This is a genomic window from Mycobacterium sp. DBP42 (genome assembly GCF_005924235.1).
Lineage (GTDB): Bacteria > Actinomycetota > Actinomycetes > Mycobacteriales > Mycobacteriaceae > Mycobacterium > Mycobacterium syngnathidarum.
Genome location: NZ_VCMY01000049.1, coordinates 1 through 14,836, shown reverse-complemented (window position 1 = coordinate 14,836; position 14,836 = coordinate 1). Strand labels below are relative to the sequence as shown.

At 65.4% G+C, this 14,836-nt stretch carries 13 protein-coding genes and 2 pseudogenes; 8 read left to right on the top strand and 7 right to left on the bottom strand.

Features of this window, described 5'->3' with window-relative positions:
- Positions 1–694: 694 nt before the first annotated feature.
- The 5 genes and pseudogenes from E0T84_RS27730 to E0T84_RS27710 all read left to right on the top strand — a co-directional run bounded on the left by E0T84_RS27730 (position 695) and on the right by E0T84_RS27710 (position 5,835).
- Positions 695–1,981 (top strand): DUF2786 domain-containing protein, encoded by a 1,287-nt coding sequence (locus E0T84_RS27730; RefSeq protein WP_138746086.1) that lies wholly within the window; start codon positions 695–697, stop codon positions 1,979–1,981.
- 78 nt (positions 1,982–2,059) lie between these two features.
- Positions 2,060–3,109: an ABC transporter permease gene (locus E0T84_RS27725; RefSeq protein WP_138746085.1), complete on the top strand. Its 1,050-nt coding sequence runs from the start codon at positions 2,060–2,062 to the stop codon at positions 3,107–3,109.
- Position 3,110: 1 nt separating this feature from the next.
- Positions 3,111–4,100, top strand: a complete 990-nt coding sequence (locus E0T84_RS27720) for an ATP-binding cassette domain-containing protein (RefSeq protein ID WP_138746084.1) — start codon at positions 3,111–3,113, stop codon at positions 4,098–4,100.
- Positions 4,101–4,224: 124 nt separating this feature from the next.
- Positions 4,225–4,926, top strand: a pseudogene (locus tag E0T84_RS32795) (class I SAM-dependent methyltransferase).
- A gap of 21 nt (positions 4,927–4,947) precedes the next feature.
- Entirely contained in the window at positions 4,948–5,835 is an 888-nt protein-coding gene (locus E0T84_RS27710) for a cyclopropane mycolic acid synthase family methyltransferase (protein WP_138746083.1), read from the top strand.
- On the opposite strand, the gene E0T84_RS27705 is transcribed toward E0T84_RS27710, so the two are convergent.
- On the bottom strand, positions 5,832–7,079 hold the full coding sequence (locus tag E0T84_RS27705; RefSeq protein ID WP_070188227.1) for a KasA/KasB family beta-ketoacyl-ACP synthase: 1,248 nt from the start codon (positions 7,077–7,079) through the stop codon (positions 5,832–5,834). The genes E0T84_RS27710 and E0T84_RS27705 overlap by 4 nt on opposite strands.
- Before the next feature lie 109 nt (positions 7,080–7,188).
- Between E0T84_RS27705 and E0T84_RS27700 the strand changes: the two genes are divergently transcribed.
- Entirely contained in the window at positions 7,189–8,022 is an 834-nt protein-coding gene (locus tag E0T84_RS27700) for an NYN domain-containing protein (protein WP_070946873.1), read from the top strand.
- A 5-nt stretch (positions 8,023–8,027) separates the two neighbouring features.
- Here the strand turns inward: E0T84_RS27700 and E0T84_RS27695 are convergent, their stop codons facing one another.
- The 4 genes from E0T84_RS27695 to E0T84_RS27680 are packed head-to-tail and all read right to left on the bottom strand — an operon-like array spanning position 8,028 to position 12,670.
- Positions 8,028–9,524, bottom strand: coding sequence for a SulP family inorganic anion transporter (locus E0T84_RS27695; protein WP_138746082.1), 1,497 nt, complete (start codon positions 9,522–9,524; stop codon positions 8,028–8,030).
- 29 nt (positions 9,525–9,553) lie between these two features.
- Entirely contained in the window at positions 9,554–10,303 is a 750-nt protein-coding gene (locus E0T84_RS27690; protein ID WP_138746081.1) for an ABC transporter ATP-binding protein, read from the bottom strand.
- Positions 10,300–11,187 (bottom strand): ABC transporter permease, encoded by an 888-nt coding sequence (locus tag E0T84_RS27685; RefSeq protein ID WP_138746080.1) that lies wholly within the window; start codon positions 11,185–11,187, stop codon positions 10,300–10,302. Before E0T84_RS27685 ends, E0T84_RS27690 begins: the two co-directional genes overlap by 4 nt.
- 25 nt (positions 11,188–11,212) lie before the next feature.
- Positions 11,213–12,670: an ABC transporter substrate-binding protein gene (locus tag E0T84_RS27680; RefSeq protein ID WP_138746079.1), complete on the bottom strand. Its 1,458-nt coding sequence runs from the start codon at positions 12,668–12,670 to the stop codon at positions 11,213–11,215.
- Positions 12,671–12,814: 144 nt separating this feature from the next.
- Between E0T84_RS27680 and E0T84_RS27675 the strand changes: the two genes are divergently transcribed.
- Entirely contained in the window at positions 12,815–13,159 is a 345-nt protein-coding gene (locus E0T84_RS27675) for a YidH family protein (RefSeq protein ID WP_075910239.1), read from the top strand.
- A complete protein-coding gene (locus E0T84_RS27670) occupies positions 13,156–13,503 on the top strand; it encodes a DUF202 domain-containing protein (RefSeq protein ID WP_070188232.1) in 348 nt (115 codons plus the stop codon). Before E0T84_RS27675 ends, E0T84_RS27670 begins: the two co-directional genes overlap by 4 nt.
- Here E0T84_RS27670 and E0T84_RS27665 read toward each other — a convergent pair.
- Positions 13,451–14,362, bottom strand: a complete 912-nt coding sequence (locus E0T84_RS27665) for a hypothetical protein (RefSeq protein WP_207553903.1) — start codon at positions 14,360–14,362, stop codon at positions 13,451–13,453. The genes E0T84_RS27670 and E0T84_RS27665 overlap by 53 nt on opposite strands.
- A gap of 214 nt (positions 14,363–14,576) precedes the next feature.
- Positions 14,577–14,836, bottom strand: a pseudogene (locus E0T84_RS27660) (DNA topoisomerase IV subunit B); the annotation flags it as partial.

Below are 14,836 nucleotides of genomic sequence, written 5' to 3'. Positions count from 1 at the left end.
ACCGGGCCACCGTGGGCAGTCCGAGGGCCGGCCAAACCGAACGTTTTCCGGCCTCAGGGAGTCCGTGTCATGTGCGTGCGGAGAGACCGTCAAAAATCTTGACGATGCGGGAAGGGCTTTCGCCAAGAATCGGTGCCGCGCCCGAGGACTCACGGTGAGAATTATCGACGGACGCGCGAAGCTGGCGGCCCGAATCGCTGCGTTCCCACCGACCGGTGGCGCGTCGCGAGCGGGCCACGGGTACTGAGTTGCCCGCCTGTCAGCGACTTTTCAGCGACAACCGCCACATGAGCACCGTGGGTAACTATGGTCACGAATGCGATGAATACTTTTGTCACACAAGGCTTCTTGAGCCTCGGGTGCAACGGAATTCGGGTTATCCAGCTGTCAGCGACAGAGTCGCTGACAGCTGGACATTGGACGGATGAGGTTGGTGAGACTCCAGAGCACTGAGTGGTAGGTGCGATCCGCCACGGTGTGACTGGCGAAGCTCAGGGTGTAGGAGTGCCGATTGTCGCTGAAAAGTCGCTAGCAGGCGGGCACATCGGCACCCACCCGGAGATCCGTGACAGGTGTGACTTGCACCGTCGCACACCCGACGAGCCAGCTTCCCTCCCCAGAAGCCACGGCCCGCAACATGTCACAACGCACAAACTGCCGCGGACTTGTCGGTACCCTCCACCACAATCCGGACATGAGCCGCCGCAACCGCCAAAAACGCGCCGCCAAGCACAAAGAACGCCGGCGCACGTCATCCCAACAGGGACGCTGGAACACCGATCCTGAGTACGACCGTGCAGCCCTACTCAACCAGCTCACCGCAAAGCTGTACCACCGCGCGGTGTGTACAGATCACGACGAGAATGCCCACGCTGCCGAACTATTCGACGAATGCCGCTCCGCGCACGATCTCGACCTGGCCGCCGACGGCGCCATCACCGGAGCGATCAGCAAGGCATGGCAGGCCGGATGGTCACCGAATGATCTCCACGAGTTCGCTCGTCGCCACCTGGACGCGTCCGCAGCCGGCTACCTCGCCGAGGCGATCGTTCTCGAATCCCGGCACTATGCCGTCACCACCTTGCACCCGCGGTGGCGTGCCGAGCTCGCCGCGTTGTCCACGGGCGGCGCTCCCGTCCCTCCGCTGATGTCGGACTGGGCCGACAGGCATGCCGTCGACCGTCTCGCAGCGTTGACCTTGGTGCTGAAGATACTGCGACTGCTCGCCACCCTCCCGATCCTGGAGCCTCTACTGCCGTTGCCCGGTGCGCACCAGCATTCGGCCGCTGTGGTGAATGCGGCCGACGCAAAAGCGCTCAGCCGAGTTCGCGGACTGCTGGCCAAGGCAGAGGCCACCAAGTTTCCCGAAGAGGCTGAAGCCCTTTCGGCCAAGGCACAAGAGCTGATGAGTCGATACTCGCTGCATCACGCAGTCCGAGAGCACGAGCGCGGGCGCAGCGCAGAGGCCGTCGCCCGGCGGATGTGGATCGACAGCCCGTACGTCATGGCCAAGTCCGCGCTCGTGCAGGCCGTGGCGACGGCCAACCGAAGCCACACGGTGTGCTCCGAGAAGCTGGGTTTCGTCGTGGTCATCGGCGTCGATTGCGACCTGGAATTCGTTGAACTGCTGGCTACTTCACTGCTGGTTCAAGCCAACCGGGCCATGCTGGCCGCCGGCCGCGGAACCCGCGGCGGGCAGACCCGGACCCGCTCGTTTCGCCAGTCATTTCTCCTCTCGTACGCCAACCGCATCGGTGAACGCCTCACCACCGCCTCTACGACCGTGGCCACCGAGATGGAGCGCGGCGCACTGCTTCCGGTACTGGCCGTCCGCAGCCAGGCGACCGAAGAGCTCAGCAACCGGCTCTTCCCAGCGACGGTGCCCCGGGAAATGACGGCGTCCAACGGCGCAGGATGGTCGGCCGGACGTATCGCAGCCGACCTTGCTCAGCTGGATGTACGCCGCCCGATCGCGGGGTGATGGACACCAAATGCCCCAATAACCACCACCCGCCACAACCACCTCGGTAACGTCGAAAGCGATGCGGAGGACACCGACGTGTTGATCGCGGCATTACGCGATCTGCAGTGGCGCCGGCGGCGATTCATGATCGCCGCGGTCGGCACCGCGTTGGTTTTCGCCATGACCCTGGTGTTGACGGGCCTGGCGAACGGTTTCCGCGTCGAAGCCGAACGCAGCGTCGACGCCCTGGGCCTCGACGCATTCATGATCAAAGAGGGCGCGGCCGGCCCCTTCCTCGGCTCGGCGCCGTTGCCGCTCAACGACGTTCAACGTGCCGCCAGGCTGCCGGGGGTCACCACCGCGGTGCCGCTGGTGTACGGCTCGTCGACGATCCCGAACAACGGCACCCCGCGCAACGTGAACGTGTTCGGGGTGCCGGAGCAGGGCCCAGGAGCCCCGGCATTGAAGGAGGGCCGGGCACCGCACACACCCGACGAGGTCGCGGTGTCGACGACGATGGGCCAACCGATCGGCGCCGACGTCGCCATCGGCGCATCGAATCTGCGCGTGGTCGGGTTGGTCGATGACCTCACCGCCCTGGCCGCCCAGGACAACGTCTACCTGACGGTCCCCGGCGCCCAAAAACTGCTGTTCTCCGGCCAGAAGCTGATCTCGTCGGTCGGCATCGTCGGCACCCCGGGCGCCCCGCCACCGGAATTCCGCATCGTCGACCGGGCCGGCGCGATCGACGACATGGTGCGCCCATTGCGCGGCGCCAACCAGGCGATGAGCTTGATGGCCGGCCTGCTGTGGACCGTCGCGGCGCTGATCGTCGGCTCGGTGATCTACCTGTCCGCCCTGGAACGCACCCGGGACTTCGCGGTGTTCAAGGCGGTCGGGGTGGCCACCCGCTCCATCATGGGCGGCCTCGCGATGCAGGCGGTGACGGTCGCGTTGCTGGCTGCACTGCTGGGCGCGGGCCTGTCGCTGGTGCTCGGGCCGCCGTTCCCGATGCGCTGCGACGTGCCCACCGTGGCGTTCGTCGCACTGCCGATCGTCGCCGTCGTCATCGGCCTGCTGGCCAGCGTGGCCGGGCTGCGCCGCGCGGTCACCATCGACCCAGCCCTGGCGTTCAGAGGACCCTGACATGGCCGATCTTCTCGTCAAAGACCTCGTCGTGGAGTACTCCAGCGGCGGCTACGCGGTACGCCCGATCGACGGCCTCGACCTCGACGTCCCGGCCGGATCACTGGCAATCCTGTTGGGCCCCAGCGGATGCGGCAAGACCACGCTGCTCTCATGCCTGGGCGGAATCCTCAAACCGACCGCGGGACGCATCGAATTCGGCGACATCGACGTGAGCACGCTGAACAAGAAAGCGCTGTCGGACTACCGGCGCGACACCGTCGGGATCGTGTTCCAGGCGTTCAACCTGGTGCCGAGCCTGACCGCGATGGAAAACGTGATGGTGCCGCTGCGCGCCGCCGGCATGAGCCACTACGGCGCCCGCGAACGCGCCATGGAACTACTCACCCGCGTCGGGCTCAAGGACCGACTGCACCACCGGCCCGGCAACCTCAGCGGCGGGCAACAACAGCGCGTCGCGGTGGCGCGCGCCATCGCGCTCGACCCGCCGCTGATCCTCGCCGACGAGCCCACCGCCCACCTGGACTTCATCCAAGTGGAGGAAGTGCTGCGGCTCATCCGTGAACTTGCAAGCAACGAACGCGTCGTGGTGGTCGCCACCCACGACACCCGCATCCTGCCACTCGCCGACCAAGTGGTGGAGCTCGTTCCACACGTCGCCGTCGAACATCAGGGCCCCGAAACCGTGACTGTCGAGGCCGGCGAAGTGCTGTTCGGCCAGGGCGAGATGGGCGACCTGATCTACATCGTCACCACCGGTGAGATCGAACTCTCGCGCGAATTGGCCAGCGGCGGTGAGGAAGTCATCAAAGTCGTCGGGCCCGGCGACTACTTCGGCGAGATGGGACCGCTGTTCAGCCTGCCCCGGTCGGCGACTGCCCGCGCCAAGACCGATGCCAGCATCGTCGGCTACTCCGTCCAGGCGTTCCGCGAACTGCTCGGCCCCACCGGCGCCAAGAACCTGATCGGACGATCCGACACCGACCAGTGAGCGGGCGACCTCGGTTTTCGCCAGGGGGTACCGGGCACAAGATCGAAGGAGTAGCGTCCGAACACGGCGTATGAAGAAAGCGGTGCGCCGGGTCAGCTACCGAGTCCGATGCAGTACGGGGCGGATGGTGACAGCAACCAAGCACCACGAAAATGCCACAACGACATTCGTCGGCGCGCCCCCCGGCGGGCGTCACGGGTCGACGGCAGATGAAGTCCGGTCTCATTACGACCTGTCCAACGAGTTCTTCCGGCTCTGGCAGGACCCGACCCAGACATACAGCTGCGCCTACTTCGAGCGCGAGGACATGACGCTGGAGCAGGCGCAGATGGCGAAAGTCGATCTGGCACTGGGCAAACTCGGTCTGCAGCCGGGCATGACATTGCTCGACATCGGCTGCGGTTGGGGCTCGACGTAGGCCTTTGAGCTGATGCCCGACGACGGCGTGATGCTGCTGCACACCATCGTCTCGACCAGTAGAGAAGAAGTCGCCGAACTGGGCCTGCCCACCACCATGTCGCTGATGCGCTTCTTCCGGTTCATCGTCACCGAGATCTATCCCGGCGGCCGGATCCCGCTGATCAAAATGGTCGAGGACCGGGCGGTCGAAGCCGGTTCCCACGTCACCCGCAAGCAGCGCCTGCGGCCGCACTACGCCCGCACGCTGGACACCTGGGCGGCAAACCTGCAGGCCAACAAGGACGAGGCGATCGCGATCACCTCCGATGAGGTCTACCAGCGCTACCTGAAGTACCTGACCGGCTGCGCGGACCTGTTCCGTGTCGGCTACACCGACGTGTGCCAATTCACCTGCGAGAAAATGTAACTACCGGGGAGGTTGCCGCGCATGGCCGACGGGACAACGGGGACGGCCCAGATGCGGCCGCACTTCGAAGACATCCAAGCCCACTACGACCTCTCCGATGACTTCTTCGGGCTCTTCCAAGATCCTTCCCGCACATACAGTTGCGCGTTCTACGCGCGCGACGACATGACGCTGGAAGAAGCCCAGATGGCCAAGATCGATCTGGCCCTCGACAAGTTGGACCTCGCGCCGGGCATGACGCTGCTGGACGTGGGATGCGGCTGGGGCGCGCTGATGAAACGCAGCCTGGAGCGCTACGACGTGAACGTGATCGGCCTGACCCTGAGCCGCAATCAATATGCCTACTGTCAAACCCTTTTGGATCAGGCCGATACCCGCCGCTCACACTTGGTGTGCCTACAGGGCTGGGAGCAGTTCGACCAGCCGGTGGACCGCATCGTCAGCATCGAGGCGTTCGAAGCCTTCGGAAAGTCACGCTACGCAGCCTTTTTCGACACCGCACACCGCATGCTGCCGGCCGATGGCCGCATGGTCATCGAGACGATCTTCACCCATCCGATCAACTACTGGCGTGCGCACGGTATCGCCATCACCCTGTCCGACATGAAATTCACCCGGTTCATCGGCCGGGAGATCTTCCCCGGCGGGCAGCTGCCATCGGATCAGGACATGCTCGAATTCTCCTCCGATGCAGGTTTTTCCACCGAAGATCTACAGCTGATGAACGCCCACTACGTGCGAACGCTGGACACCTGGGCCGCCAGCCTGGTCGCCCACCGCGACGAGGCGATCGCCGTGACCTCCGCGGAGGTCTACGACCGTTACATGCGCTACATCACCGGCTGCGCCGACTTCTTCCGCCGCGGGATCTCCGAAGTCGCGCAGTTCACCTTCACCAAACGGCCCTAACCGGCGCCGAAGGCCAATGCGACGTTGTTGCCGCCGAATCCGAACGAGTTGTTGATCGCGTACCGGTAGGTGCCCCGGCGGGGTTGATCGACAACCACGTCGAGGTCGATCTGCGGGTCACGGTTTTTCAGGTTCAGGGTGGGCGGGATGGCCCCGTCGCGCAGGGCCTGCACGGTCAGCACCGCCTCCACGGCCCCGGCCGATCCCAGCGAATGTCCCAGCGCCGCCTTCGGCGCGTACACCGCGGGCATCGCGCGCCCCAGCGCCCGGTGGATGGCCCGCGCCTCGGCGGCATCCCCACAGACGGTGCCGGTCGCGTGGGCATTGACGTGATCGATGTCGGCCGGGCTGAGACCGGCCAGCTCAACGGCCCGGGTGATGGCGTCGGCGGCGCGCTCCCCGGTCGGATCGGGCCGGATCGGGTGATAGCCGTCGCTGGTGACGCCGCAGCCCATCAGCCGGGCCAGGATCGGCGCAGCGCGCGCCTTGGCGTGCTCCTCGGTTTCGATCAGCAGCAGCGCGCCGGCCTCACCGAACACCATGCCGTCGCGGTGGCTGTCGAACGGCCGGCACGCGGCCGCCGGGTCGTCGTTGTACGTCGACATGAAGCCGCACTGCGCGAATGCCGCGACGGGCACCGCCTCGATGCAGGTCTCGACGCCGCCGCAGATCGCGACGTCGGCGTCACCCAGGATGATTTGTCGCCACGCCTGCGCGATCGCCGCCGCACCCGACGCGTCGGCCATCACCGGGGACATCACCCCGGCCTTCGCCTGCCGCTGCAGGGCCACCGCCACCGCCGGCGCATTCGGCATGTACTTCTGGATCGACGTCGGCGCCACCGCCCGCAGGCCCTGCTCCTTCCAGGTGTCGTACTGCAGGATCATTTCCTCGGTGGTGCCCAATGCCAGGCCGATCGACACCATCAGCCGGCGGGTGTCGATTTCGGGGGAGCCCGCGCTCTCCCACAGCCGACGCCCCAGCACCGTGGACATCTGGCCCATGTACGAAAGCCTGCGCCGTTCAACCCGGCCCAGGATGTCCTCGAAGTTCTCGGTCAGCTGCCCGGCGATACGCACCGGGAAGTCGAACTCCTCGACGAACGGCTTGTCCAGGGTGCGGATGCCGCTTCGGCCCTCCAACAACAGCGCCCACGTGTCCTCGGCATCGGCCGCAAGAGAGGTGGTCGATGCGATCGCGGTGACGACGACATCGGCGAATGGACCTGCGGCATTCGCGGGCATCTTCTGAGTTTCCTGATTCTCCTTCTGTGAGCCGAACATCTGCGAGAAAGTAATTCCCACTTTAGAACTGCATATACCCACTTACATCCGATTTGTCAGACTGGAGAACATGACCGAACCCGACACCCGCGTCGCGGTCTACCTCGACTTCGACAACATCGTCATATCCCGCTACGACCAGGTCAACGGCCGCAACTCGTTCCAGAAAGACAAGGCCAAAGGCCTGGAACCGGACAAGCTCGCCAAGGCCACGGTCGACGTCGCCGCCATCCTGGACTTCGCCTCCTCCTTCGGCACCCTGGTGCTCACCCGCGCCTACGCGGACTGGTCGGCCGACGTCAACGCCGGCTACCGCGAGCAACTGGTCGGGCGCGCCGTCGACCTGGTGCAGCTGTTCCCCGCGGCCGCCTACGGCAAGAACGGCGCCGACATCCGGCTGGCGGTCGACACGGTCGAGGACATGTTCCGGCTCCCCGACCTCACCCACGTGGTGATCGTCGCCGGCGACTCCGACTACATCCCCCTGGCCCAGCGCTGTAAACGGCTGGGCCGCTATGTGGTCGGCATCGGGGTGGCCGGATCGTCGAGCCGGGTGCTGGCCGCCGCATGCGACGAGTTCGTCGTCTACGACGCGCTTCCGGGTATCCCCGCGCTCACTCCGCAGCCTGAACCCAAGCCGCAGAAACGCACCCGCAAAACCGCCGAGCCCGACCCACAGGCCCAAGCCACCGCGCTACTCACCCGGGCCCTGCAGATCGGCCTGGAGAAAGACGACGTCGAGTGGCTGCACAACTCCGCGGTCAAGGCGCAGATGAAGCGGATGGACCCGTCCTTCAGTGAGAAGTCGTTGGGGTTCAAGTCGTTCAGCGATTTCCTGCGGTCGCGTTCCAAAGTGGTCGAGCTGGACGAGAGTTCGACGACGCGCATGGTCAAACTGCGCTGACTCCCTCACACCCCCAACCGCCCCGACAATCGGTTCAGCCGGTCCAGGCTCGCCCCGTCGAGCCCGGTGAACGAAGCGGTTTTCCCTCGCGAGGAATACTTCAGCCGGATCGCATCGAGACTCGCAACAGACGAGGCATCCCACACCGACACACCCGACATGTCGATCACCACCTCGGCGGGATCATCGGCGTAGTCGAACTGGTGCACCAGATCATTGCTGGACACAAAGAACAGGTCTCCGCGGACCCGATACGTTCGCACACCGTCCGGTCCCGTCAACGCCGTCACCGAGGTGAAGTGCGCCACCCGGCGGGCAAAGGCGACCATCGCCGCAAGTACACCGAGTGACACCCCGATGGCGAGATTCCCGGTGACGACCGTCGCGATGACGGTGACCACCATGATCAGGGTTTCACTGCGCGGCAGCATCTTCAGGGTCCGCGGCGTGACGCTGTGCCAGTCGAAGGTCGCGAACGACACCACGATCATCACTGCCACCAGCGCGGCCATCGGGATGCGGCCGACGAGATCTCCCAGAGACACCACGAGGATCAAGACGAACACCCCGGTCAGCAAGGTGGAAAGGCGTGTCCTGGCCCCAGCCACCTTGACATTCATCATGGTCTGCCCGATCACCGCGCAGCCGCCCATGCCGCCGAAGACCGCGGTGACAACGTTGGCCATGCCCTGCCCGCATGCTTCACGGGTCTTGTTGGACGCAGTGTCGGTGATGTCGTCGACGAGCTTGGCGGTCATCAGCGATTCCAGCAGCCCGACCAGTGCCGCCCCCAAGGCGTAGGGCGCGATCACCTGCAAGGAGTGCAGGGTCAGCGGAACCTGCGGAAACCCAGGTACCGGTAGCGAATCGGGCAGTGCCCCTTGATCTCCCACGTCGGGTACGTTCCAGCCGAAGATCATGACGGCGACGGTCAACACAAACACCACCACCAGCGGTGCGGGTACCGCCGTGGTCAGCTTGGGCAGCGCCACCATGATCGCGACCCCCGCCGCGCTCAGCACATACACCAGCCACGGCACGTCGACCAAGTGGCGCAATTGCGACACCAACACCAGGATGGCCAGCGCGTTGACGAAGCCGACCATCACACTGCGCGGGATGAATCTCATCAGCTTGGCCACCCCGAATGCCGCCAGCAGCATCTGGAGCACACCCGCCAGCAGGATGGTGGCGACGAGGTACCCCACCCCGAATTCGCGGGACACCGGCGCGACGACCAACGCGACCGCCGCGGTGGCGGCCGTGATCATCGCGGGCCGTCCGCCGGTGAAGGCGATGGTGATGGCCATCGTCACCGTCGAGAACAGACCCACGCGGGGGTCGACGCCGGCGATCACCGAGAATGCGATCGCCTCGGGGATCAACGCCAGGGCCACCACCAGACCGGCCAGCACCTCGGTGCGCAGCACGGCCGGCGAGCGCAGCGACGGCCCGGCGGCACCGGTCGAGGGCGCGCGGAATCCAGGCAGGGTGATACTCATCGACACTCCTTGACGGACAGTAAGATCGGCTATGCGGCGGGGCGATGACCGAGGAAGTCCAGGATGTCGCGGCGCCGCCGCTGATAGGACTCCTCGAACTGCGCCTCGGGCGTGCGTGGTTTCTCGATGGTGAGGACATCGGCGACGGTGGCCGGCCGGTGGCTCAACAGGACGATCCGGTCGGCCAGCAGCAGGGCTTCGTCGACATCGTGGGTGACGAACAGCAGCGTCATCTTCTGGGTCTCCCACACCGATGTCAGCAGCTGCTGCATCTCCAGCCGGGTCTGGGCGTCCAGCGCGCCAAACGGCTCGTCCATCAACATCACTCGCGGCTCACAGGCCAACGTACGGGCCAGTTGTACCCGCTGGCGCATGCCACCCGAGAGCTGGCTGGGCAGGTGATCCAGATACTCACCGAGCCCCACCTGTTCCAACCGAGCGGCGGCCGTCGCCTTGAGTTCCTTGCCGCGAATGCCTCGGAGTTTGAGCGGAAACTGCACGTTCTTGAGCGCTGAGCGCCACGGGAACAGCGCGTCCTCCTGGAACACCATGGCGCACTGCGCGGCATTGCCGGTGACAGGCGCACCGTCGACGGTCGCGGTGCCGCCCATCGGTTCCAGCAGCCCGGCCAAGGCCCGCAGAATTGTCGACTTGCCGCAGCCGGACGGACCGAGGAACACCACGACTTCGCCGGGTTCGATCTTGAGGGTGATATTCGCTGCGACAACGCCATTGAAGCCGAGTTGCAGTTGCTGGAGGTCGACGGCGCCGGCGCTCATCGGCCGGCCCTCGGCAGCCAGCGGTTGACCCGCCGTCCGACCCGCTCGACCAGCCAGGCGGTGCCCAGCCCCAGCGCACCGATGGAGATCATGCCGACGACAACGCCTGCGTAGTCGAGCAGACCGTAGGCCTGCCAGGTGTAGTACCCGATGCCGAACTGGCCCGAGATCATCTCGGCACTGACGACACAGATCCATGCCACGCCCATCGCCACCGAGAGACCGGCGAAGATACCGGGCAGCGCCCCCGGGATGATCACATGGAACAGCAACGACATCCGCCCGGCGCCCATCGTCTGCGCGGCCTCCTCCCAGACCTTCGGCATGGAGTCCATGGCGTGGATGGTGCTGACCACTACCGGGAAGAATGCCGCGAAGAACGTGATGAACACGATGCCCTGCTCGCTGGACGGGAACAGCAAGATGGTCAGCGGCACCAGCGCTATCGCCGGGATGGGGCGAATCAGTTCGATGAAGGGCCGCAGCGCCATCCGGGCGATCTCCGACCGCCCGACCAGCACACCCAACCCGATGCCCACCACCGCGGCCAGACCGAAGCCGAGCAGGATCCGCTGCAGGCTGGCCAGCAGATCGTCGTAGTAGCTGCCCGAGCTGACCCGGGCCAGCAGCGCCTGCAGCACCGCTTCCGGCGCAGGCATTCGATTGAACCGTAGCCAGGCGACCACATTGTTGGTGGTCAACAGGTGCCAGGCCACCAGGAAGATCGCGATCGGGATCAGCGGCAGCACCAATGCCGGTGCCCGGCGGGAAACGGACTCGGGTACGACGTCAGCTAGACTGTGCCGCACCGACTTTCCGTTCCGGTTGGCCGACGACCACAACTTTGGTGGCGCGATGGTCGGCCGGATCATGAGATCAGTCATGCGATTTCCTTTCTCGGTGGATGGATCAGCCCGCGGTGCGGGATTGCCCGACCGCGGCGGCGTAGCCGACGGTCCGGGATTGCGGGTGCTCGTGGCGGTAGGCGTCCGCCCCAGCGGAGGTGGCAAACGGCTTGTACCGCTGATTGGGCGGTGCCGACGGGTCCTGCAGCCACACCGCGTGATCGGCGAAGATACGCAGCCCGGTCAGGGTGTCGGGCACATAAGCCGCCCGTACCTCGGCGGTCGTGCCGACTCGGCGCAGCAGGCAGCTCGGTGTCGCCGCGACGTCGGTCGTCTCGGCTCCGGCGGCCCACAGTTCGGAGGCCTGCGCCGGATCGTCCACCGGAAGTCCACACACCTCGTCGAATCCGGTGAGCCGCATCGGGTTGGCCACGCTGTCGCGCTGCCGCGCGTACCGGTCACCGAACAGCTCCCGCAGATAGCCGTCGTTGATGAATCCGGCGACGTCGAAATCCTTTGTCACCGAACCTCGTCCCACCAGATAGTCCTTGACTTTCGCGAACGCGCCGAAGAACTGCTCCTTGAGGGTCATGTCGAAGCTGACCAACCCGTTGGGACCGTTGTAGAGGTAGATCACCTCGGGCTCGATACCGGTGATCTCCGAGACCCGCAGCGCCGCCTCGAGCGGATGAGCCACGATGTCGTCGGTGGTGGACTTCATCGACCGCAGGAACGCCGCCATCACCTCGGGATGCCCAGCGGCGAACTGCTTGCGGACCACCACTCCGTGGAAGGTGGGCACATTGTTGTCCCCGCCGTCGTAGAGCAGTCGCCCCTGATTGCGGTAGATCACGAGCTGCGGCCAGGGCACGAACTGCGCCAGTCCGTCGACCTGTCCCCCCTCGATCGCCGACGCACCCACCGACGGATCCTGGTTCACGATCTGCACGGCGCCCTTGTCGATTCCGCTGTTGCGCACCGCCGAAGAGAACATTCCGTCACCCGCGGATCCCAGGCTGGTCGACACCTTCTTGCCGGTCAGGTCGGCCAGCTTCTGCGCGTCCGAATCTGAGGGCACCACAACCTGGTTCAACGATCCACGCAGGTTGTAGCCGGTGGTCGCGACCATCTCGGTGACCGCGTCGTCGTACTTGCGCGTCTTGGATCCGTTGGTGAGCAACGGATAGTCACCCATCGATCCGATGTCGACGTGAGTCGCGATCATCTGCGCGGTAAGGGGTGCGCCCGACGCGAAGTCCTGCCACACCACCCGGTACCTGGTGCCGGTCTGGGCACCGAGTTGCTTGAGGGCCTTCTCGAAGTCACCGCGGTCACGCAACAGCGTGCCGGCGTTGACCGTGTTGATGGTCTTGGATTGGTAGCCGACGTTGACGACGACCGTCGGCTCGGTGAGCAGACCACATCCGGTCAGCAGCTGCGCGCCTCCGACCGTGAGTGCCGCCAACAGACCGGCCGACCGGGCTCGCCACCGGCTACGAGGGAGATGTTGCACGTCGTCCATACCGACAAGAGTCGACGGCTTCTGTTACCTCACTGTCATGTGAGGTTGCGCAGCAGTTACGCCATCTGCACACAGGGAACGCCGAGGTTACGCCACCAAGACCGCCCCTGGCGACCGGCGCTGGATTCGGAAAGGCTTGCAGCCGTGGATGTTTCGACTGAACCTGACTACCGGTTCACGCTTGCCAACGAGCGCACGTTTCTGGCCTGGCAGCGCACCTCCCTGGGGCTACTGGCGGCGGCCGTCGCCGTGGTGCAGTTCATGCCCGAGCTGACAGTTCCGGGCCTCCGGCACATACTGGGTGTACTGGTCGGCGCCATGGCGGTCGCCACAGCGGCAGCAGGGTTGGTGCGCTGGGCTCAGGTCGATCGCGCGATGCGCCATGACCAACCGCTGCCACGGCCGGCCATCCCCGTCTATCTGACTACCGGCCTGGCCACGATGGGACTGGTGACAGTGGGTTTCGCGATCGCGGCCACCGTCGCATGACGCGTCAAGCGCTGGCGGAGGATCGTGGGCTGCAGGCCGAACGGACATCGTTGGCATGGACCCGCACCGCGCTGGCCGTCGCGACCTCAGGAGTGTTGGTGCTGCTGCGCGACGGCCGAACGGTTGGCCTTGGCCACGATCCGGTACGCATCACGGTGGTCATCGCGGCGGTCGTTCTCGCGACGGGCGTGTACGCGGTCGGGCTGCAGCGGCGCCGTCAATTGCTGGCACAACCGCGCGATTCCGCGGCGGCCGGCCGGCGTTATCTGCCGGGTATCGGGATCGCCGTCATCATCGAAGCACTTCTGGTGGTGACGTACCTGGCATTGTCCGCCGCGCCATGACGGCCCGATCTTGCGCGGCCCATATCTTCTGTCTCACCCGCTGTAGCAGGTTGTTCGACCCGGACACCATCGACCTGGTCACCCACACGACGCCCCATCCGCGCGCTTCGAGTTCGGCCGTATGCTCGTGCACCCACGTTCGATGACGCGCAGAATCGTGCTCCTCATCGCATTCGACCGCCACCTTCCATCGGCGCCAGCCCATCGGCACTCGGGTGCAGACCAGACCCCACTGGTCGTAGAACGGGATCTGCGTTTCGAGCCCTGGGATGCCTATGTTCCGAAGCACGAGCCTGGTGCGCGTCTCGAGCGGCGACTCGGCAGCGCCGTCAGACTGTGCCAGTGATATCCGCAGCCGATCGATACCGCGGATGCCTGGATTCGCGTCGACCAACGACCACACCTTGTCAGGGTCCAGTTTGGTCTTGTTCATCAGCGCATCTAAGATCGGTATCGCCTTGGGGGTCGGCAACAGTCGGCCCAGGTCGAACACCGTCCGGGCCACTGTGGTGACCCGCATCCCGTCGAAGTCGCGAACATGTTCTGGTGCAAGCGCATACGAGTGCACCCGCAGCCCTTCCGGCGCATGGCGATTGGTCCGCACAACCTCCGCCGGGTCATCGACGTTCAGCCATTTGGTGCCATAGACGGCTGCGGCCGAAATCCCGCTCAGCACCGCATCGGGACCGGCGAACAGCCATGCCGCCCTGGCTCGCATTTCCGGTGTCAGCGCGACCTCGTTGGCCAGATACACATTGCGGTAGACCGCGCGATACTTCGTCGCGAGCTCGCGCTCACTGAGTTGCCCAGCTCGGATCGCCTCGCTCCCGAGGAACGGCCTGGAAGAACGTCTGTCCATGCCCGCCAGCATCGGCTGGCCTGCCGACAATTCTCGCGGCCGGAGCCTGGTCATCCACAGGCCGGTGTCCGGGTTGGGTAGTTGATCAGGACACTGTGACGAGTGTGCAGGATCTCTACGCGATCTCGCAGTTCTGGTCGGAAAAGCTGCACACTCGTCACAGTGTCTTGAAAGGGATATATGGAGCTGAACGGGCGGAAAGGCCGACCGGAAGTCACACGTCGAGGAAGCGGATGTCTTTGGCGTTGCGGGTGATGAAGCTGCGGCGCGCTTCGACGTCTTCACCCATCAGGATGGAGAACAACTCGTCGGCGGCGGCCGCATCGTCAAGCGTCACCTGTCGCAGTACCCGCACTGTCGGGTCCATGGTGGTTTCCCACAGTTCCTTGGCATCCATCTCGCCCAGACCCTTGTAACGCTGGATACCGTCGTCGACGTTGATGCGTTTGCCGGCCGCCCGGCCGGCCTCCAACA